18 protein-coding genes are annotated in these 18,957 nt (G+C 64.4%); 9 read left to right on the top strand and 9 right to left on the bottom strand.

Annotated elements, in window-relative coordinates:
- Together B3E94_RS11820 and oadA are read left to right on the top strand one after the other, a co-directional pair.
- Nucleotides 1-1,310, top strand: a 1,310-nt coding sequence (locus B3E94_RS11820) for an acetyl-CoA carboxylase biotin carboxylase subunit (protein WP_286913635.1), incomplete at its 5' end; no start/stop codon positions are given.
- A gap of 11 nt (nt 1,311-1,321) precedes the next feature.
- Complete coding sequence (gene oadA / locus B3E94_RS11815; protein ID WP_176511805.1) at nt 1,322-3,130, top strand: sodium-extruding oxaloacetate decarboxylase subunit alpha; 1,809 nt, start codon at nt 1,322-1,324, stop codon at nt 3,128-3,130.
- 147 nt (nt 3,131-3,277) lie between these two features.
- Here oadA and B3E94_RS11810 read toward each other — a convergent pair whose 3' ends face one another.
- The 3 genes from B3E94_RS11810 to B3E94_RS11800 are packed head-to-tail and all read right to left on the bottom strand — an operon-like array spanning nt 3,278 to nt 5,044.
- The gene (locus tag B3E94_RS11810; protein ID WP_236237852.1) at nt 3,278-3,949 is read right to left on the bottom strand and encodes a GNAT family N-acetyltransferase; all 672 of its coding nucleotides are present in this window, start codon (nt 3,947-3,949) and stop codon (nt 3,278-3,280) included.
- A gap of 6 nt (nt 3,950-3,955) precedes the next feature.
- Nucleotides 3,956-4,402, bottom strand: coding sequence for a GNAT family N-acetyltransferase (locus B3E94_RS11805; RefSeq protein ID WP_176511807.1), 447 nt, complete (start codon nt 4,400-4,402; stop codon nt 3,956-3,958).
- Between the two features lie 12 nt (nt 4,403-4,414).
- Complete coding sequence (locus tag B3E94_RS11800; RefSeq protein WP_286913633.1) at nt 4,415-5,044, bottom strand: FMN-binding negative transcriptional regulator; 630 nt, start codon at nt 5,042-5,044, stop codon at nt 4,415-4,417.
- Between the two features lie 90 nt (nt 5,045-5,134).
- Between B3E94_RS11800 and B3E94_RS11795 the strand changes: the two genes are divergently transcribed.
- Nucleotides 5,135-6,664 carry a PLP-dependent aminotransferase family protein gene (locus B3E94_RS11795; protein WP_286913632.1) on the top strand — a complete coding sequence of 510 codons (1,530 nt, stop codon included), beginning with the start codon at nt 5,135-5,137 and terminating at the stop codon, nt 6,662-6,664.
- 160 nt (nt 6,665-6,824) lie between these two features.
- Here B3E94_RS11795 and B3E94_RS11790 read toward each other — a convergent pair whose 3' ends face one another.
- From B3E94_RS11790 to aspA, 4 genes are all read right to left on the bottom strand, one after another.
- The gene (locus B3E94_RS11790) at nt 6,825-7,928 is read right to left on the bottom strand and encodes a polyamine ABC transporter substrate-binding protein (RefSeq protein WP_236237601.1); all 1,104 of its coding nucleotides are present in this window, start codon (nt 7,926-7,928) and stop codon (nt 6,825-6,827) included.
- On the bottom strand, nt 7,929-8,972 hold the full coding sequence (locus tag B3E94_RS11785; RefSeq protein ID WP_286913631.1) for a histone deacetylase family protein: 1,044 nt from the start codon (nt 8,970-8,972) through the stop codon (nt 7,929-7,931). It lies immediately after the preceding gene.
- Nucleotides 8,973-9,145: 173 nt separating this feature from the next.
- Complete coding sequence (locus B3E94_RS11780) at nt 9,146-10,138, bottom strand: AraC family transcriptional regulator (RefSeq protein ID WP_286913630.1); 993 nt, start codon at nt 10,136-10,138, stop codon at nt 9,146-9,148.
- A gap of 156 nt (nt 10,139-10,294) precedes the next feature.
- Nucleotides 10,295-11,719, bottom strand: a complete 1,425-nt coding sequence (gene aspA, locus B3E94_RS11775) for an aspartate ammonia-lyase (RefSeq protein WP_176517937.1) — start codon at nt 11,717-11,719, stop codon at nt 10,295-10,297.
- 182 nt (nt 11,720-11,901) lie between these two features.
- On the opposite strand from aspA, the gene B3E94_RS11770 reads away from it, so the two are divergent.
- The 5 genes from B3E94_RS11770 to B3E94_RS11750 all read left to right on the top strand — a co-directional run bounded on the left by B3E94_RS11770 (nt 11,902) and on the right by B3E94_RS11750 (nt 15,516).
- On the top strand, nt 11,902-12,834 hold the full coding sequence (locus B3E94_RS11770) for a LysR substrate-binding domain-containing protein (RefSeq protein ID WP_176517938.1): 933 nt from the start codon (nt 11,902-11,904) through the stop codon (nt 12,832-12,834).
- Between the two features lie 172 nt (nt 12,835-13,006).
- On the top strand, nt 13,007-13,498 hold the full coding sequence (gene purE / locus B3E94_RS11765) for a 5-(carboxyamino)imidazole ribonucleotide mutase (RefSeq protein WP_003253304.1): 492 nt from the start codon (nt 13,007-13,009) through the stop codon (nt 13,496-13,498).
- Between the two features lie 10 nt (nt 13,499-13,508).
- A complete protein-coding gene (locus B3E94_RS11760; protein WP_286913628.1) occupies nt 13,509-14,591 on the top strand; it encodes a 5-(carboxyamino)imidazole ribonucleotide synthase in 1,083 nt (360 codons plus the stop codon).
- Nucleotides 14,592-14,688: 97 nt separating this feature from the next.
- A complete protein-coding gene (locus B3E94_RS11755; RefSeq protein WP_010955824.1) occupies nt 14,689-14,934 on the top strand; it encodes a GlsB/YeaQ/YmgE family stress response membrane protein in 246 nt (81 codons plus the stop codon).
- A 48-nt stretch (nt 14,935-14,982) separates the two neighbouring features.
- Nucleotides 14,983-15,516 (top strand): DUF3299 domain-containing protein, encoded by a 534-nt coding sequence (locus B3E94_RS11750; protein ID WP_414708149.1) that lies wholly within the window; start codon nt 14,983-14,985, stop codon nt 15,514-15,516.
- Between the two features lie 120 nt (nt 15,517-15,636).
- Here B3E94_RS11750 and B3E94_RS11745 read toward each other — a convergent pair whose 3' ends face one another.
- Both B3E94_RS11745 and B3E94_RS11740 read right to left on the bottom strand, forming a co-directional pair.
- On the bottom strand, nt 15,637-16,533 hold the full coding sequence (locus B3E94_RS11745; RefSeq protein ID WP_286913626.1) for a D-hexose-6-phosphate mutarotase: 897 nt from the start codon (nt 16,531-16,533) through the stop codon (nt 15,637-15,639).
- 71 nt (nt 16,534-16,604) lie between these two features.
- Nucleotides 16,605-17,003, bottom strand: coding sequence for an acyl-CoA thioesterase (locus tag B3E94_RS11740; RefSeq protein ID WP_003253317.1), 399 nt, complete (start codon nt 17,001-17,003; stop codon nt 16,605-16,607).
- A 353-nt stretch (nt 17,004-17,356) separates the two neighbouring features.
- Between B3E94_RS11740 and B3E94_RS11735 the strand changes: the two genes are divergently transcribed.
- Entirely contained in the window at nt 17,357-18,646 is a 1,290-nt protein-coding gene (locus tag B3E94_RS11735; protein ID WP_286913625.1) for an MFS transporter, read from the top strand.
- Nucleotides 18,647-18,957: the final 311 nt, after the last annotated feature.

Here is an 18,957-nt window from a genome sequence, read left to right as displayed (position 1 = left end):
ACCGTCACGCCTTGCACGTCAAGCGCGCCGACGAGGCCTACAGCATTGGTGCCGAGCCACTGGCCGGTTACTTGAACCCGCGCAAGCTGGTCAACCTTGCTGTGGAAACCGGCTGTGATGCCCTGCACCCGGGTTACGGTTTCCTGTCGGAAAATGCCGAGCTGGCAGAGATCTGCGCCGAGCGCGGGATCAAGTTCATCGGCCCGGCCGCCGACGTCATTCGCCGCATGGGCGACAAGACCGAAGCGCGTCGCACCATGATCCAGGCCGGAGTGCCGGTGACCCCAGGCACCGAAGGCAACGTTGCCGACATCCACGAAGCCCTGAGCGAAGGCGAGCGCATCGGTTACCCGGTGATGCTCAAGGCCACCTCCGGCGGCGGTGGGCGCGGCATCCGCCGCTGCAACAGCCGCGAAGAACTGGAACAGAACTTCCCACGGGTGATTTCCGAGGCCACCAAGGCCTTCGGCTCGGCCGAAGTGTTCCTGGAAAAGTGCATCGTCAACCCCAAGCACATCGAGGCGCAGATCCTCGGTGACAGCTTCGGCAACGTGGTGCACCTGTTCGAGCGCGACTGCTCGATCCAGCGCCGCAACCAGAAGCTCATCGAAATCGCCCCGAGCCCGCAGCTCACCCCCGAACAGCGCGCCTACATCGGCGACCTGGCGGTGCGTGCGGCCAAGGCGGTGAACTACGAGAACGCCGGTACCGTGGAGTTTCTGCTCGCCGATGGCGAGGTGTACTTCATGGAGATGAACACCCGGGTGCAGGTGGAACACACCATCACCGAGGAAATCACCGGTATCGACATCGTCCGCGAGCAGATCCGCATCGCCTCGGGCCTGCCGCTGTCGGTCAAGCAGGAAGATATCCAGCACCGCGGCTACGCGCTGCAGTTCCGTATCAACGCCGAAGACCCGAAGAACAACTTCCTGCCAAGCTTCGGCAAGATCACCCGTTACTACGCCCCCGGCGGCCCGGGCGTGCGTACCGACACCGCGATCTACACCGGCTACACCATTCCACCGTTCTACGACTCCATGTGCCTGAAGCTGGTGGTGTGGGCGTTGACCTGGGAAGAAGCCATGGACCGCGGCCTGCGGGCCCTGGACGACATGCGCGTGCAAGGGGTGAAGACCACCGCCGCGTACTACCAGGAAATCCTGCGCAATCCGGAATTCCGTAGCGGCCAGTTCAATACCAGCTTCGTCGAAAGCCACCCTGAACTGACCAACTACTCGATCAAGCGCAAACCCGAAGAGCTGGCCCTGGCCATCGCCGCCGCCATCGCCGCCCACGCAGGCCTGTGAGGAACCCCATAATGTCCAAGAAAATTCACGTAACCGACACGATCCTGCGCGACGCCCACCAGTCCCTGCTGGCCACCCGCATGCGTACCGAAGACATGCTGCCGATCTGCGACAAGCTCGACAAGGTCGGCTACTGGTCGCTGGAAGTCTGGGGCGGCGCCACCTTCGACGCCTGCGTGCGCTTCCTCAAGGAAGACCCGTGGGAGCGCCTGCGCAAACTGCGCAATGCCTTGCCCAACACCCGCCTGCAGATGCTCCTGCGCGGCCAGAACCTTTTGGGCTACCGCCACTACAGCGATGACGTGGTCAAGGCGTTCGTGGCCAAGGCTGCGGTCAACGGCATCGACGTGTTCCGCATCTTCGACGCGATGAACGACGTGCGTAACCTGCGCGTGGCCATCGAGGCGGTCAAGGCGGCCGGCAAGCATGCCCAGGGCACCATCGCCTACACCACCAGCCCGGTGCACACCATCGAGGCCTTCGTGAACCAGGCCAAGCAGATGGAAGCCATGGGTTGCGATTCGGTGGCGATCAAGGACATGGCCGGCCTGCTGACCCCGTATGCCACCGGCGAGCTGGTCAAGGCGCTGAAGGCCGAGCAGTCGCTGCCGGTGTTCATCCACTCCCACGACACCGCCGGCCTGGCTGCCATGTGCCAGCTCAAGGCGGTGGAAAACGGCGCCGACCACATCGACACCGCCATCTCCAGCTTCGCCTGGGGCACCAGCCACCCGGGCACCGAGTCGATGGTCGCCGCGCTCAAGGGCAGCGAGTTCGACACCGGCCTGGACCTGGAGCTGCTGCAGGAAATCGGCCTGTACTTCTACGCCGTGCGCAAGAAGTACCACCAGTTCGAAAGCGAGTTCACCTCCGTGGACACCCGCGTGCAGGTCAACCAGGTGCCAGGCGGCATGATTTCCAACCTGGCCAACCAGCTCAAGGAGCAGGGCGCGCTCAACCGCATGAACGAAGTGCTGGCCGAGATCCCACGGGTTCGCGAAGACCTCGGCTTCCCGCCGCTGGTGACCCCGACCTCGCAGATCGTCGGCACCCAAGCGTTCTTCAACGTGCTCGCCGGCGAGCGCTACAAGACCATCACCAACGAGGTGAAGCTGTACCTGCAAGGCGGTTACGGCAAGGCCCCGGGTGTGGTCAACGAGCAGCTGCGGCGCCAGGCGATCGGCAGCGAAGAAGTGATCGACGTGCGCCCGGCCGACCTGCTCAAGCCGGAAATGGCCAAGCTGCGTGCCGACATCGGCGCCCTGGCCCGCAGCGAGGAAGACGTGCTGACCTTCGCCATGTTCCCGGACATCGGGCGCAAGTTCCTCGAAGAGCGCGAAGCCGGCACCCTGACCCCTGAAGCGCTGCTGCCGATCCCGGAAGCAGGCGCTGCGGTGGCCCATGGTGGCGAAGGCGTGCCGACCGAGTTCGTCATCGACGTGCATGGCGAGACCTACCGCGTCGACATCACCGGCGTGGGCGTGAAGGCCGAAGGCAAGCGCCACTTCTACCTGTCGATCGACGGCATGCCGGAGGAAGTGGTGTTCGAGCCGCTCAACGAGTTCGTCGGTGGCGGCAGCAGCAAGCGCAAGCAGGCCAGCGCACCGGGCCACGTCAGCACCACCATGCCGGGCAACATCGTCGATGTGCTGGTCAAGGAAGGTGATGTGGTCAAGGCCGGCCAGGCGGTGCTGATCACCGAGGCGATGAAGATGGAAACCGAAGTGCAGGCGGCCATCGCCGGCAAGGTCGTGGCCATCCATGTGGCCAAGGGCGACCGTGTGACGCCGGGTGAAATCCTGATCGAGATCGAAGGCTGACAGAAGCCTTCATCTACAAGCGGTTAACCTCTGGGGAGCGGATGCTCCCCTTTTTTTGTGCTGCATTTACTGGCCCTATCGCCGGCAAGCCGGCTCCCACAGATACCCCACCAGCCTCGAGGCCTGTGATGTACCTGTGGGCAAAACTCAGCCCTTGCGACACTGCTCCAACGTCCGCACCTGCCCCTCAGGCTGCTGGTTCTGCTCGCTCAACCAGCGCTCGAACCCCGCCGCCACCTGCGGCCACTCATCATCGGTAATCGAATACCACGCCGTATCCCGGTTGTGGTCCTTGACCACCAGGTGCTTGCGAAACACCCCTTCGAACTGGAAGCCAAACCGCTCTGCCGCGCGCTTGGAGCGGGCATTGGCGTTGTTGCACTTCCATTCCAGGCGGCGGTTGCCCAGCTCGAAACTCAACTTGCCCAGCAGGTACACCGCCTCGGTGCTCTTTGGCGTGCGCTGCATGGGTGCGCCGAAGGCGATGTGGCCGATCTCGATGCGGCCGTGGTCGGGCACGATCGACATCAGCGTGAGCACCCCCTGGGCCTGGCCGCTGGCGCGGTCGAGCACGGTGTAGTACAGCGGATCGTGGCCGGCAGCGTTGCCTTCGAGCCAGCGGTCGAAGGCGGCGCGCTCGGCGAAGGGGCCGTAGGGCAGGTAGTCCCACAGCAGCGGATCGGCTTGCGGGCCCTGCAGGGCCTGCCACAAATCGTCGGCGTGGCGGGCCGGGTCGAGTTTCTCCAGGCGTATGAAGCGGCCTTCGATGGTCGCGGCCTTGGGCGCTGCAGCGGGTTTCCAGTTCAGTGCGTCAGTCATGTCGGCCTACAACCCTTTGCGAAATTGGATGAAGCCTGGCCGCTCGGCAACCTGTTCATACAGGCTGATGGCGGTAGCGTTGGTTTCGTGGGTCAGCCAATGCACCTTGATGCAGCCGGCCGCCTTGGCGGTGGCGTAGACGTGCTCGATCAGCTGGCGGCCGATGCCCAGGCCACGCTGGTTGCCGTCGACGTAGAGGTCCTGCAGGTAGCACGAGTTCTCGATGCTCCAGTTGGAGCGGTGGTAGATCCAGTTGACCATGCCCACCGCCTTGCCATCGACCCAGGCCAGGGCCGAATGGGTCGGTTCGCTGGGGTCGAGCAGGCGCTGCCAGGTGCTGGCGCTGACCGCCTCGGGCAGCTCGGTTTGGTAGAAGCGCAGATAGGCCTGCCACAGGGCGAGCCAGGCAGCATGGTCGTTGGCGCCGACAGGGCGCAGGGTAACGCTGGGCATGGGGCTTTTCCTTCAGAGCTGGCGCATCTGCGCCGCGAGTTGGTTGTCGAGGTAATCGGGGCTGCTGGCCAGGCCTTCGCGCACGCCGGCGATGTCTTGCGCCGAGCGGTTCTGGCTGAGCTTGCGCGCGCCTTGCAGGCGGGCGATGGGCAAGCGGATGCCGACGATGGCGCGGAGCATGCCGTCGAGGTAGTCGCGGGGCGCGTCGGCCACTTGCCACGGGTTATCGCGGCCTTGCTCATGGCGCTCGGTCAGCCGGGTGACGATGCTCAGCAGCGGCGCGGCGTCGTGGATCACTTCGGCCGGGCCATAGGCGTGCACGGCCAGGTAGTTCCAGGTCGGCACCACCTTGGGGTTGTCGGCCTTGCTGGGGTAGTAGCTGGGGCTGACATAGGCATCGGCACCCGGGAACACCAGCAAGGCCTCGGCACCTTGCTCCAGGTCCTGCCACTGGCGATTGGCGCGCGCCAGGTGGGCGTAGACGGTGCCGAATTCGCCTTCGGCAGTGTCCACCAGCACCGGCAGGTGGGTGGCCAGCAAGCCCTGCTCGCCGTGGCTGACCAGCACTGCCAGGCGGGTGTCGAGCATGTGCTGGTGCAAGCGTTGCAGGTCGTGTTCCTGGTGAGGTTTGCTGTTGTACATGCGCAGGTTCCTTGTCCAATGGCTCCATCCTAGGCAGGCTATTGGTCCAGTGTAAGATCCATTTCAGGCTGTTTTTATAGGTCCAATGCCATGAGCGAGCGTCCTCTTGTACTTCCGTTCGACCCCGCCGGGATCGTGCTCGACCGCCGCCGGGGCTTGAGCCAGCAGCTCTACCAGGCACTGCGTGCGCGGGTGCTGGACGGGCGCCTGAGCAGTGGCACGCGGCTGCCGGCCAGCCGCGATTTGGCCAACATCCTGGCGCTGTCGCGCAATAGCGTAGTCCGCGCCTACGACCAGCTTTATGCCGAGGGCTATATCGAAAGCCGGGTAGGGGATGGCACTTATGTGAGCCGCCAGGCAAAACTATCCACACAACTATCCACAGGGTTATCCCGGGGTTTATCAACAGGGTTATCCACATTTTCACCGGAAAATACTGAGGATTTATCCAGCAACACGCTGTCCAGCGAGCCGTTGGAGCGTCTGAAAAGTAACCACTTGCCGCTGCCAAGAAGCGGCGCGCCGCGCGCTTTTCGCGTGGGCATCCCGGCCTTCGACCTGTTCCCGTTCGACGTCTGGGCCAAGCTGCAAGCGGGTTTCTGGCGAAACCCCGAGCCTGCGCAACTGGGCTACGGTGACCCGGCCGGCGAGTGGACGCTGCGTGAGTTGATCGCCGCTTACCTGCGCCGCTCCCGGGGGCTCTCGTGCACCGCTGAACAAATTGTGATCACCAGTGGCGCACAGCAGGCCATCAGCCTTTGTGCACAGTTGCTGCTGCAGCCGGGCGACACCGTGGCTGTGGAAAACCCAGGCTATCGGGCGGCAGGGCATACCTTCGCCGTGGCCGGTGGCAAGGTGACGGGCATCGCGGTGGATGAGGAAGGCATGGATTGCCGGCGCCTGGAGCAGTTGCAGGACTGCCGGCTGGCTTACGTGACGCCCGCTCATCAGTACCCCACCGGCGTGACCATGAGCCTGGCCCGACGCCTGGCGCTGCTGGCCTGGGCCGAGCGCGGCGATGGCTGGATCATCGAGGACGACTACGACGGCGAGTACCGCTACAGCGGCGCGCCGCTGGCCCCGTTGGCGGCGCTGGACCGCCAGGGGCGGGTGCTGTACGTGGGCACCTTCGGCAAGATCGCCTTCCCGGCGCTGCGCCTTGGCTACCTGGTGCTGCCGGCGCGATTGGTGCAGGCCTTCAGCCAGGGCAGGGCGCTGGCGATGCGCCATTCCGAGGTGGGTACCCAGTGCGTGATGGCCGAGTTCATGGCCCAGGGGCACTTCCAGCGGCATATCCGCCGCATGCGCCGGGCGGCCTTGAGCCGGCGCAATGTGCTCAAGGCCGGTTGGCCTGTGGATGTGCCGGGGCTGGCGGGGATGCCGGAGGTGGCGGCGGGGCTGCATGTGAAGGTGGATGTGGATAACTTTGCCCGCGAGCAGGAGCTGGTAGCCAAGGCGGAGGCGGTGGGGGTGGAGGTGAATCCGCTGAGTGGTTACTGGCTGGAGGACAGCGAGGTGCCTGTGGATAAGCGTGCGGGGCTGGTGCTGGGGTTTGCGGCGGTGCCGGAGGGGGAGATTGCCGAGGCGTTGATGCGTTTGCGCAAGGCTTGGAGATCATAGGGGGCCGCTTTGCGGCCCAATCGCTGGCAAGCCAGCTCCCACAAGTTACCCGCTGGCCCAGCAATAGCGGGCAACCTGCTGATTACCCGCTGGTTCAGCAATAGCGCAGAACCTGTGGGAGCCGGCTTGCCGGCGATTGGGCCGCAAAGCGGCCCTGCTGTCAGGTCCCGGATTTGATCTTGGTCCAGGCCCGCGTGCGCGCCCGCTCTGCCTCACGCGACAAGGGCTTGAGCGTGTACAGCTTGGCCATCGCCTCGGCCGTCGGATACAGGTTGGGGTTGTTGCGAATCGCCGGGCTGACCTTGTCGGTCGCATCCTTGTTCGGGTTCGGGTACCCGACAAAGTCACTGATCGGCGCAATCACTTCCGGCCTCAGCAGGTAGTTGATGAAGGCGTGCGCATCCTCCGGGTTGGCGGCCCCCTTCGGAATCGCCAGCATGTCGAACCAGATCGGCGCGCCTTCCTTGGGCAGGCGCATGTCCACCACCACGCCATTCTTCGCATCCCGTGCCCGGTTGGCGGCCTGGGAGAAACTGCCGGAATAGCCGACGGCGACGCAGATGTCGCCGTTGGCGATGTCGGCCATGTACTTGGAGGAGTGGAAGTAGGTGACGTGCGGGCGAATCTTCAGCAGCAGCGCTTCGGCCTTCTTGTAGTCGTCCGGCTTGTCGCTGTTCGGGTCCAGGCCCAGGTACTTCAAGGCCAGCGGCAGGATCTCCGACGGCGAGTCGAGCAGCGCCACGCCGCATTGCTTGAGCTTGGCGATGTTCTCTTCCTTGAAGATCAGGTCCCAGCTGTCCACCGGCGCGTTGGCACCGAGCACGGCCTTGACCTTGTCCGGGTTGAAGCCGATCAGCACGGTGCCGTACATGTAGGGCACGGCGAACTTGTTGCCCGGGTCGTTGGCCTCGATCAGCTTCATCAGGGCCGGGTCCAGGTGCTGCCAGTTCGGCAGCTTGCTGCGGTCCAGCGGCTGGAAGACCCCTGCCTCGATCTGCTTGGCGAGGAACACGTTGGACGGCACCACCACGTCATAGCCGGAGTTGCCGGTCAGCAGCTTGGCTTCCAGGGCCTCGTTGGTGTCGAAGATGTCGTAGACCAGCTTGACCCCGCTGTCTTTCTGGAAGTCACTCAAGGTCTGCGGCGTGATGTAGTCGAACCAGTTGTACACCCGCAGGGTGCGCTGTTCGGCCTGGGCCTGGAAGGCGCCGGTGAACAGGGTGGCAGCGATGAACGGGGCGAGCAGACGCTTGAGTCGGACCATTTACCGGGCTCCTGGCTGGGCACGCTGGAAACCTTCCAGCACGTTGACTGCGTTGATACCGATTTCTTCCACAGCGTAGCCACCTTCCATCACGAACAAGGTCGGTTTGCCGAGCTGTGCGATGCGCTTGCCCATTTCCAGGTAGTCCGGGCTGTCCAGCTTGAACTGGGAGATCGGGTCGTCCTTGAAGGTGTCCACGCCCAGCGAAATCACCAGCACATCGGCGTCGTAGGCGGCGATGCGCTGGCAGGCGTCTTCCAGGGCGGCGCTCCAGGCGGCCCAGTCACTGCCGGCGGGCAGCGGGTAGTTGATGTTGCAACCAGCACCTGCGCCTTCGCCGGTTTCGTCGGCATAACCGAGGAAGAACGGGAATTCGGCCTGTGGGTCGCCGTGGATCGAGGCGAAGAACACGTCGCTGCGCGAATAGAAGATGTCCTGGGTGCCGTTGCCGTGGTGGTAGTCGACATCGAGGATGGCCACTTTGCCGCGGCCCTGGTCGAGGAACGCCTGGGCGGCGATGGCCGCGTTGTTCAGGTAGCAGTAGCCGCCCATGACTTCGCCGGCGGCGTGGTGCCCTGGTGGGCGGCACAGGGCGAAGGCCGAATGCGCGCCTTGCTGGATTGCGGCCTGGGCGGTCAGCGCCACTTGCGCGGCGCTGTAGGCGGCTTGCCAAGTGCCGGCGGTGATCGGCGCGCCGGCGTCGAAGCTGTAGTAGCCCAGCTCGCCGTGCAGGCCGGTCGGCTTGACCTGGCGCAGGGTGCGGGCCGGCCAGGTGAAGGGCAGCAGGTCGCCTTCGTGGCCCAGCGCGGCCCAGCGGCCCCAGGCGCCTTGGAAGAAGTCGAGGTAGTCGGCGCTGTGGATGCGCTGGATGGGTGCGCGGCCGAAATCGGTCGGGCCTTGAACGTCGCCGAGGTTGCGCTTTTTCACCTGCTCGAGCACATGGTCGGCGCGCGAAGGCATTTCGAAGCAAGGCATCAGCTTGCCGTCGATCAGCTCGCAGCGGCCGTGGTGCAGGCGGTGGTCATCGGAATAGATTGTCAGCATTGTTGTTCTCCGGGGGTACAGGCGTGGGCCCATTCTCGTGGGCGGCCTGCAGGGGGAGAACGACGCAAACGGCCAAAAGGGGATCGATGTGGCCAAGGTCGCTGGCCTGTACCGGCCCTATCGCCGGCAAGCCGGCTCCCACAAGGTGCGGTGCGGTTTCTGTGGGGCTACGGTCAGCCGCGAAAATGGCTGGGCGCTACACCACTCCAACGCTGGAACGCATGCCGAAAACTGGCGGTTTCGCTGAAACCCAAGGTCTCGGCAATCCGGTAGATCGGCATCTGCTCATCGGCCAGCAACTGCTTGGCCCGTTCGAAGCGCAGCTCATCGAGCAGCTGCTGGTAACTGCTGCCCAGCGCCTGCAAATGCCGGCGCAAGGTGCGCGAGGAGCAGTTCATCTGCCGCGCCAGGCCTTCGAGCCCCGGCGCCGCATCCAGTTGCTGCAGCAACAGTTGGCGGATTCGCCCCAGCCACGCCTGGCGCCCGGTGAATTCCAGGTTCAGCCGCCGGCAGCGTTCGCTCATGGCCTTGTGGGTGATCGGGTCGGCCAATGGCAACGGGGTGTCGAGCCAGCGCCGCTCGAAGGCGAAGGCGTTGTCTTCGTCGGCGAAGCTCAGCGGGCAGTGGAATGCCCGGGTATAGAGCGCGTGGTAGCCGGGCCGGGCATGTTCGAAGCGGGCGCCGAGCAATGGCAGCGGGCGGCCGAGCAGGTCGTCGCAGATGACTTTCAGCGACACCAGGCAGAACTCGGCATTGAAAGCAGCCAGCGCCGGGCCGTCGTGATAGTCGCTGGCGCTGAACCAGACCCGCTGGCCATCGTCGATCAGGCGCAGCTGGAAGACTGTTCCCAGCAGTGCCGGATACTGCAGCGCCAGACGCAGGGCGTCACCCAAAGTGGCACTGGAGAGCAGCGCGTAACCGAGCATGCCGTAGCACGACACATGCATGCGCCGGCCCAGTTCCAGGCCGATGTCCTCGCGCCGCGCCACGGCATTGGCACACACCTGCAGCTCCTGCTGGGTGGTGATGCGCGCATCGGCATGCCCAAGGTCCGCCGGGCCTATGCCGCTGCCGGCGAGCAACGCCGTGGCCTCGCAACCGTCTTCCTGGAACAGGTTGAGGATCAGCGAAACCGCATTCAGGGTGGTCAGGTGGCTATGCAGCATGCTCGGTAATCCCGTTTGGCTGGGAGGCATTATGGAGCAAGTTGTGTGCCGGGCTGCGGCAGACGAAAAAAAGGGCCCGAAGCGTGCGCTCGGGCCCTTGAAAGGTTGAGAGGTGTCTAGTCCCTCGACCTGGTGAGACTGTTTGCAGCGGCCGGGTTACGCCTTCAGCGGAACCAGACGTGGAGCGATCATGTTTTCCGGACGCAGGATGTCGTTGAGCATCTCTTCATCCAGCAGCTTCTCTTCGCGCACCAGTTCCAGCACGCCGCGGCCTGTTTCCAGGGCAACACGGGCGATACGGGTGGCGTTCTCGTAGCCGATGTACGGGTTCAGGGCGGTGACCAGGCCGATCGAGTGCTCGACCAGTTCACGGCAGCGCTGTTCGTTGGCGGTGATGCCGACGATGCAGTGCTCGCGCAGCATGTCCATGGCGCGTTGCAGCAGGCGGATCGAATCGAAGATCTTGTAGGCGATCAGCGGTTCCATCACGTTCAGCTGCAGCTGGCCACCTTCGGCGGCGACGGTCAGGGCCAGGTCGTTGCCCATGATGGCGAAGGCCACCTGGTTGACCGCTTCCGGGATAACCGGGTTGACCTTGCCTGGCATGATCGAGCTGCCTGGCTGACGCGCCGGCAGGTTGATCTCGTTGATGCCGGTGCGCGGGCCGCTGGACAGCAGGCGCAAGTCGTTGCAGATCTTCGACAGCTTGACCGCGGTGCGCTTGAGCATGCCGGAGAACAGCACGAAGGCGCCCATGTCGGAGGTGGCTTCGATCAGGTCGGCAGCCGGTACCAGCGGCTGGCCGCTGATGGTGGCCAGGCGCTGTACGGCCAGGGCCTGGTAGCCCGGGTCGGCGTTGATGCCGGTACCGATGGCGGTGCCGCCCAGGTTGATTTCGGTCAGCAGTTCCGGAGCCAGCGAGCGCAGGCGCTGCAGGTCTTCGGTCATGGTGGTGGCGAAGGCGCGGAATTCCTGGCCCAGGGTCATCGGCACGGCGTCCTGCAGCTGGGTACGGCCCATCTTCAGTACGTGGTCGAATTCCTTGCCCTTGGCAGCGAAGGCCTGGATCAGGCTGTCGAGGCTGGCCAGCAGGGCGTCGTGGCCCAGCAGCAGGCCCAGGCGGATGGCGGTCGGGTAGGCGTCGTTGGTCGACTGGGCCATGTTCACATCGTTGTTCGGGTGCAGGTACTGGTACTCACCCTTCTGGTGGCCCATGGCCTCCAGCGCGATGTTGGCGATGACTTCGTTGGCGTTCATGTTGGTGGAAGTACCAGCACCGCCTTGGATCATGTCCACCACGAACTGCTCGTGGTAGTCGCCCTTGATCAGTCGTGCGCAGGCTGCGCTGATCGCGGCATGCTTGGCATCGCTCAGGTGCCCCAGCTCACGGTTGGCGTCAGCAGCTGCCTGCTTGACCATCGCCAGGCCGACTACCAGTTTCGGGTAGTGCGACAGCGGAACACCGGAGAGGTGGAAGTTGTTGGCAGCGCGCAGGGTCTGGATGCCGTAGTAGGCATCGGCAGGGACTTCAAGGGTACCAAGCAGATCTTTTTCGACGCGGAACGATGCAGCGGAGGACATGATGGATATCATCTCGATTTTGACCCGGCACCTGCCGGAATGGCGCCAATCCTAGGCCTGAAGGGGATTTTGCGGCCAATGCTGTTGCACGCTAACCTATGCACAAACGGCATAGTGTTTCGTGTGACGCCAATTGACAATCGAGCGTGTTCCATTTTGGTGCATGCCGGGAGACTCGCTTCATGAACCTTGAAAGCAAGTGGCTGGAAGACTTCAGCGCCCTCGCCGCGACCCGCAGTTTTTCCCAGGCGGCGGAGCGCCGTTTCGTCACCCAGCCAGCCTTCAGCCGGCGTATTCGCAGCCTCGAAGCAGCCCTTGGCCTGACCCTGGTGAATCGTTCCCGCACCCCGATTGAATTGACCGAGGCCGGGCAGCTGTTTCTGGTCACCGCGCGCACCGTGGTCGACCAGCTGGGCGAGGTGCTGCGCCATCTTCATCACCTTGAAGGCGGGCAGGGCGAGGTGGTCCAGGTGGCCGCCGCGCACTCCCTGGCTTCGGGCTTTTTCCCACGTTGGGTTGCGCAATTGCGCAACGATGGCCTGAACATCGCCACCCGCCTGGTTGCGACTAACGTCGGAGATGCGGTGCATGCCTTGCGCGAAGGTGGCTGCGACTTGATGCTGGCGTTCTACGACCCGGATGCCGCGCTGCAGATGGATGCCGAGATCTTCCCCTGGCTGCACATGGGCAATACCGAAATGCTGCCGGTGTGCGCGGTGGGGGCCGATGGCAAGCCGCTGTTCGACCTCGAAGGCGACAGCAGCGTGCCGCTGCTGGCCTACAGCGCCGGCGCCTTCCTCGGCCGCTCGGTCAACCTGCTGCTGCGCCAGCGCAGCCTGCGCTATACCACCGTCTATGAAACGGCCATGGCCGACAGCCTCAAGAGCATGGCGCTGGAAGGCATGGGCATTGCCTGGGTGCCGCAGCTGTCGATGCGGGGCGAGCTGGAGCGGGGCGAGCTGGCCATTTGCGGCGGCAGCCAATGGCACGTGCCGCTGGAGATCCGCCTGTACCGCTGCGCCCTGGTGCGCAAGGCCAACGTGAGGCTGTTGTGGCGCAAGCTCGAAGGGGGCGCCGCGGTTGACCCAAAAGTCAGCCAAAGCCCCGAAAAATAAGGCCGACAGTTGGTCGCCAGGGGTGCCAGCAACGGCCTTGGTTACGCTATACTGCGCGGCCTTTCGACCGGACAGCTCCGGTCCGGATCAGCAAACAAGCCACGCCGGTCGTCCCGCGTGGCTTGTTGTTTTTTGACGCGCCTGCGGGCGCAACAAGCGAAGAGGCTCGACGATGAGTGCACTGGTTGGCGTGATCATGGGCTCCAAGTCCGATTGGTCCACCCTTAGCCACACCGCCGATATGCTGGAAAAACTCGGCATTCCCTACGAAGTGAAGGTGGTTTCCGCCCACCGCACCCCGGACTTGCTGTTCCAGTACGCCGAAGAGGCAGAAGGGCGTGGCATCGAGGTGATCATTGCCGGTGCCGGTGGCGCTGCCCACCTGCCAGGCATGTGCGCCGCCAAGACCCACCTGCCGGTGCTGGGCGTGCCGGTGCAGTCGTCGATGCTGTCGGGTGTCGACTCGCTGCTGTCGATCGTGCAGATGCCGGCCGGTGTGCCGGTCGCAACGCTAGCCATCGGCCGCGCCGGTGCGGTCAATGCTGCCCTGCTGTCGGCGAGCATCCTCGGCGCCAAGTACCCGCAGTACCACGCCGCGCTCAAGCAATTCCGCACGGAACAGACCGACACCGTGCTGGACAACCCAGATCCACGCCAGGCTTGAGGCCCAACCCATGAAGATCGGTGTAATCGGTGGCGGCCAGCTGGGCCGCATGCTGGCCTTGGCGGGCACTCCGCTGGGCATGAACTTCGCCTTCCTCGACCCGGCACCGGATGCCTGTGCCGCGCCCCTGGGTGAACACCTGCGGGCCGACTACAGCGACCAGGACCACCTGCGCCAGCTGGCCGACGAAGTCGACCTGGTGACCTTCGAGTTCGAAAGCGTCCCGGCCGAAACCGTGGCCTTCCTTTCGCAGTTCGTCCCGGTCTACCCCAGTGCCGAGGCGCTGCGCATCGCCCGCGACCGCCTGTTCGAAAAGAGCATGTTCCGCGACCTGGGTATCCCGACCCCGGCCTTCGCCGACATCCTCTCGCAACAGGACCTGGATGCCGCGGTCGCCAGCATCGGCCTGCCGGCCGTGCTCAAGACCCGCACTCTGGGTTACGACGGCAAGGGCCAGAAGGTGCTGCGCACCCCTGACGATGTGCTGGGTACCTTCGCCGAGCTGGGCAGCGTGCCTTGCCTGCTCGAAGGCTTCGTGCCCTTCACCGGCGAAGTGTCGCTGGTGGCGGTGCGTGCCCGCGATGGCGAAACCCGCTTCTACCCGCTGGTGCACAACACCCACGAAAGCGGCATCCTGCGCCTGTCGGTGGCCAGCGCGGCGCACCCGCTGCAGGCGCTGGCCGAAGACTACGTCGGCCGTGTGCTCAAGCAGCTGGACTACGTGGGCGTGATGGCCTTCGAGTTCTTCGAAGTCGACGGTGGCCTGAAGGCCAACGAAATCGCCCCGCGCGTGCACAACTCCGGGCACTGGACCATCGAAGGCGCCGAGTGCAGCCAGTTCGAGAACCACCTGCGCGCCGTTGCCGGCCTGCCGCTGGGCTCGACCGCCAAGGTCGGCGAGAGCGCGATGCTCAACTTCATCGGTGAAGTGCCGGCGGTGGACAAGGTCGTCGCCATCGACGACTGCCACCTGCACCACTACGGCAAGGCCTTCAAGCTCGGGCGCAAGGTCGGCCACGCCACCCTGCGTTGCCAGGACATGGCCACCCTGCAGGCCAAGATCGCCGAAGTAGAGGCGTTGATCAGCAACTGATCGAACTTCTCCAGGCGCCTTGCCCTCTGAACATGGCAACAAGCCAAAGCGCTGACTAGGCTTTGGCTTGTTCCATTTTCACTGCAGAGGGAATGCCATGGGCATCATTGGAACCATCTTCATCGGCCTCATCGTTGGCCTGCTGGCCCGCTTCATCAAGCCGGGCGACGACAGCATGGGCTGGATCATGACCATCCTCCTGGGTATCGCCGGCTCCCTGCTCGCCACTTATGGCGGCCAGGCACTGGGCATCTACCAGGCAGGCCAGGCCGCAGGCTTCTTCGGTGCGCTGGTGGGTGCCGTGGTGCTGCTGGTGATCTACGGATTCATCAAGAAACGCTAATTAGTGGTTAGAATGCCCGGCAATTCATCCGAGTTGCCGAGCATTTTCATGCGTGCGTTTTTCCTCCTCCCCTTGCTGCTTGCCAGCACCCTGGCCCATGCCGAGCTGCCTGAAACCGACTGGCTGGAGCTGATGCCCAAGTCGGACCAGAAGGCCCTGGAGCAGATGCCGGAGATCGACCACAACTCCCCCGAAGCCATGGGCACCTTCACCGACAAGGGCGGCCTCAAGCAGAGCAAAGGCCTGCCGGCGGTGATGTATTCGACCAAGACCGTGGCCAGCATGAATGGCAAGGCCATCCGCCTGGGCGGCTACCCAGTGCCGCTGGAGAGCGATGCCAAGGGCAACAGCACGCTGTTCTTCCTGGTGCCGTATCCGGGCGCCTGCATCCACGTGCCGCCACCGCCGCCGAACCAGCTGGTGCTGGTGCGTTATCCCAAGGGGCTGAAGATCGATGATATCTACACGCCGCTGTGGGTCAGCGGGACGTTGAAGGTGGAGAAGGTCAGCAATGACCTGGCCGATGCGGCCTATGCCCTGGATGCGGGGAAGGTGAGGGTAGTGGAGGATGCTGACCTTTGAGGTTGTCTGAACCGGCCTCTTCGCGGGGCAAGCCCGCTCCCACAGGTTTACCTCAGCAGGTTATCTGTGGGAGCGGGCTTGCCCCGCGAAGAGGCCGGCAGCCTCGCTGAAACCGTCGGATCAGAGCGCTTGGCTACTGATCGATACGCTCAACGCGACGCCCTTCCCGGGTGCCAACGTCACCACATCATCCCAGACATTCGCCGTCTCGATGCACAGCATGCGCTGCCAGCCATCGTCGGCCATGTCCGCCAGCTCCTTGGCCCGTTCGGTCCATGGGTTCCAGATCACCGCCGAACGCGAGCCGCTGCTGGCCAGGGTGATGCGCCGGTTCCAGTGCGGGTCGACGATGCTCAGCGTGGGTGGGGTATCCAGGTAGATGCGGTCGGTTTCGCCGGCAAAGGCCAGTGCACCTTGCTGCTGGCGCTGCTCCCAGTCGGCCAAAGTCTCGATGTAGCTCAGCCCTTCGACGCCTTCGACCCGCGCCTGGCGCACGTCGCTGACGGCAAAGTAGCTGTGCAGGGCCTGGCTGATGGTCACCGGCGCAGTGCCGTGGTTGTGGCTGGTGAGGCTCAGCTCCAGTGCGTCGCCCAACACCACGCGCAGCTTCAGCTCGACATCGTGCGGCCAGCCCGGCAGCTCGCCCTGGGCCTCGGGCAGGCCGAATTCGATGCGCAGTTCACTGCCCGCTTCTTCGATGCCCAGCAACTGCCAGTCACGCGTGCGCGCCAGCCCGTGGGCCGGGGCCTGCTCGGCGTGGTACATGGCTTGCACCGCTTGCGGGTTGCGCTGCAGGTTGCCGAACCACGGCCAGCACACCGGCACGCCGGCGCGCACCGACTTGCCCTGGCGGAAGATCGCCTGGTCGCTCAGCCACAACAGCGGTGGCTCGCCAACACGCTGGTAGCTGAGAATCTGCGCACCCTGCTGGGCGATCAGTAGTTCGGCGTGGTCGCTGCTGATGCGCCAGCAGTTGAGTTCGCCGTGTTGCTCGGTTTCGACCTTGAAGCTAGCCATTGCGCTGTTCTCATTGATTGCCTGTGGGCCTTCGACCCGGTGGCCTGCAATGAGTTTAACGCCCGCATGGCTCAGCGACGAGGCACCGAGCGGGTGCGGCCACTGCCGTCGATGGCGACGAACACGAAGACGGCCTCGGTGACCTTGCGCCATTCGCTGGACAGCGGGTCGTCGCTCCACACTTCCACCATCATCTGGATCGAGCTGCGGCCGATCTCCAGGGTCTGGGTATAGAAGGACAGCTGCGCGCCCACGGCCACCGGCACCAGGAAGGCCATGCGGTCGATGGCCACCGTGGCCACTCGGCCACCGGCGACGCGGCTGGCCATGGCCGTGCCGGCCAGGTCCATCTGGGCAACCAGCCAGCCGCCGAAGATATCGCCGAAACCATTGGTTTCGCGTGGCAGTGCGGTGATCTGCAAGGCCAGGTCGCCTTGCGGGATGGGGTCTTCTTGTTCGAGTTCGATCATGCGGTGGGGCCTCTGACCCGTGACGCTTTCGTTGGTGTGGCGAGGGAAAACGAACCTGCGCAAAACAGACTACGCCGATATCGCTTCGCTGGACGGCCATAGGGAAACTCTGCGAAACCGTCTGACATCAAGACCGGCGTTTTCGCACAACATCCCAAGCTGGCGGCAACCTTTTCCTACGAACGGCCAGTATATATAGCCAAACGGCCAGCGACGACCGCGCATTCATGAATATCTGTATGGATTTTGTATCGCTTTCGGCGTGGCTCGGCAATTTGCTATCTTCGCCTGTCCGCCCAATCCAGAAGCCGCGTTGCAAGCGGCCTGCATGACCTACAAGAGAACAACCAGCGATGACTTCCGTGCCGAGCAGTATCGAGCAGCCCTCGCGGCCGCTGACCCGCAGTGACTACAAAACCCTCTCACTGTCCGCCCTGGGCGGAGCGCTGGAGTTCTACGACTTCATCATCTTCGTGTTCTTCGCCACCGTGGTCGGCAAGTTGTTCTTCCCCGCCGACATGCCCGAATGGCTACGCCTGATGCAGACCTTCGGCATTTTCGCCGCCGGCTACCTGGCGCGGCCGCTGGGCGGCGTCGTCATGGCCCACTTCGGCGACCTGCTGGGGCGCAAGAAGATGTTCACCCTGAGCATCTTCATGATGGCTTTGCCAACCCTGATCATGGGCCTGCTGCCGACCTATGCGCAGATCGGCATGTGGGCGCCGATCCTGCTGCTGCTGATGCGCGTGATCCAGGGCGCGGCCATCGGCGGTGAAGTGCCAGGTGCCTGGGTATTCGTCTCCGAGCACGTTCCGGCGCGCAACACCGGCTATGCCTGCGGCACCCTGACTGCCGGCCTGACCGCGGGCATCCTGCTGGGCTCGCTGGTGGCGACGCTGATCAACAGCGTCTACACCCCCGAAGAAGTGGCCGACTACGCCTGGCGCGTGCCGTTCCTGCTGGGCGGGGTGTTCGGGCTGTTTGCCGTGTACCTGCGCCGCTGGCTGCACGAAACCCCGGTGTTCGCCGAGATGCAGCAGCGCAAGGCGCTGGCCGAGGAGCTGCCGCTGCGCGCGGTGCTGCGCGATCACCGTGGCCCGATCATCCTGTCGATGCTGCTGACCTGGCTGCTGTCGGCAGGCATCGTGGTGATCATCCTGATGACCCCGGCGCTGCTGCAGAGCATCTACCACATCAGCCCGACCGACTCGCTCAAGGCCAACAGCCTGGCCATCGTGCTGCTCAGCCTGGGCTGCGTCGCCTCGGGCAGCCTGGCCGACCGCTTTGGCGCCGGGCGGGTGTTCGTCATCGGCAGCCTGATGCTGCTGGTGAGTTCCTGGACCTTCTACCACAGCCTGGCCACGCACCCGGAGCTGCTGTTCCCGCTGTACGCCGTGACCGGCCTGTGCGTGGGCGTGATCGGTGCGGTGCCTTACGTGATGGTCAAGGCCTTCCCGCCGGTGGTGCGTTTCACCGGGCTGTCGTTCTCCTACAACATGGCTTACGCGATCTTCGGCGGTTTGACGCCGATGGTGGTGACGGCGCTGCTCAAGGTCAGCCCGATGGCACCGGCCTATTACGTGGCCGGCCTGTGCGCCGTCGGTCTGATCGTTGGCGTCTATCTGCTCGCCAACAAACGCTAAGGCGCAGGCCTTGCTGGCCTCATCGCCGGCAAGCCGGCTGCCACAGGATTGCCGCAGACCCTGTGGGAGCCGGCTTGCCGGCGATGAGGCCGGACCTGCCCAGCACACCTCTGCAACATTTAGAAAGGCCATCCTGGGTTTCCAGTGATGGCCTTTCATCCAATTGTCATATTGGAGTCATATCGTGTTCATGCGGCCTGCAGATACTGGGCCCCGATCCATCCAACACCCCCAATATTCCTGCTAGGAGCAAGGCATGAAACTGAAGCGTTTGATGGCGGCCCTCACCTTTGCCGCCGCTGGCGTTGCGA

Origin of the sequence: Pseudomonas sp. UBA6315 (assembly GCF_002438125.1) — a bacterium.
GTDB classification, from domain to species: Bacteria; Pseudomonadota; Gammaproteobacteria; order Pseudomonadales; family Pseudomonadaceae; genus Aquipseudomonas; species Aquipseudomonas faucium.
The sequence above is the reverse complement of the archived record's forward strand: the minus strand, read 5'-3'. Positions and strand labels throughout refer to the sequence as shown.

What these genes read in the sequence shown, in the direction of transcription:
- oadA (WP_176511805.1), top strand. Translation starts at nt 1,322, where the DNA reads ATGTCCAAGAAAATTCACGTAACCGACACGATCCTGCGCGACGCCCAC.
- B3E94_RS11810 (WP_236237852.1), bottom strand. Translation starts at nt 3,949, where the DNA reads ATGACTGACGCACTGAACTGGAAACCCGCTGCAGCGCCCAAGGCCGCG.
- B3E94_RS11805 (WP_176511807.1), bottom strand. Translation starts at nt 4,402, where the DNA reads ATGCCCAGCGTTACCCTGCGCCCTGTCGGCGCCAACGACCATGCTGCC.
- B3E94_RS11800 (WP_286913633.1), bottom strand. Translation starts at nt 5,044, where the DNA reads ATGTACAACAGCAAACCTCACCAGGAACACGACCTGCAACGCTTGCAC.
- B3E94_RS11795 (WP_286913632.1), top strand. Translation starts at nt 5,135, where the DNA reads ATGAGCGAGCGTCCTCTTGTACTTCCGTTCGACCCCGCCGGGATCGTG.
- B3E94_RS11790 (WP_236237601.1), bottom strand. Translation starts at nt 7,928, where the DNA reads ATGGTCCGACTCAAGCGTCTGCTCGCCCCGTTCATCGCTGCCACCCTG.
- B3E94_RS11785 (WP_286913631.1), bottom strand. Translation starts at nt 8,972, where the DNA reads ATGCTGACAATCTATTCCGATGACCACCGCCTGCACCACGGCCGCTGC.
- B3E94_RS11780 (WP_286913630.1), bottom strand. Translation starts at nt 10,138, where the DNA reads ATGCTGCATAGCCACCTGACCACCCTGAATGCGGTTTCGCTGATCCTC.
- aspA (WP_176517937.1), bottom strand. Translation starts at nt 11,719, where the DNA reads ATGTCCTCCGCTGCATCGTTCCGCGTCGAAAAAGATCTGCTTGGTACC.
- B3E94_RS11770 (WP_176517938.1), top strand. Translation starts at nt 11,902, where the DNA reads ATGAACCTTGAAAGCAAGTGGCTGGAAGACTTCAGCGCCCTCGCCGCG.
- purE (WP_003253304.1), top strand. Translation starts at nt 13,007, where the DNA reads ATGAGTGCACTGGTTGGCGTGATCATGGGCTCCAAGTCCGATTGGTCC.
- B3E94_RS11760 (WP_286913628.1), top strand. Translation starts at nt 13,509, where the DNA reads ATGAAGATCGGTGTAATCGGTGGCGGCCAGCTGGGCCGCATGCTGGCC.
- B3E94_RS11755 (WP_010955824.1), top strand. Translation starts at nt 14,689, where the DNA reads ATGGGCATCATTGGAACCATCTTCATCGGCCTCATCGTTGGCCTGCTG.
- B3E94_RS11750 (WP_414708149.1), top strand. Translation starts at nt 14,983, where the DNA reads ATGCGTGCGTTTTTCCTCCTCCCCTTGCTGCTTGCCAGCACCCTGGCC.
- B3E94_RS11745 (WP_286913626.1), bottom strand. Translation starts at nt 16,533, where the DNA reads ATGGCTAGCTTCAAGGTCGAAACCGAGCAACACGGCGAACTCAACTGC.
- B3E94_RS11740 (WP_003253317.1), bottom strand. Translation starts at nt 17,003, where the DNA reads ATGATCGAACTCGAACAAGAAGACCCCATCCCGCAAGGCGACCTGGCC.
- B3E94_RS11735 (WP_286913625.1), top strand. Translation starts at nt 17,357, where the DNA reads ATGACTTCCGTGCCGAGCAGTATCGAGCAGCCCTCGCGGCCGCTGACC.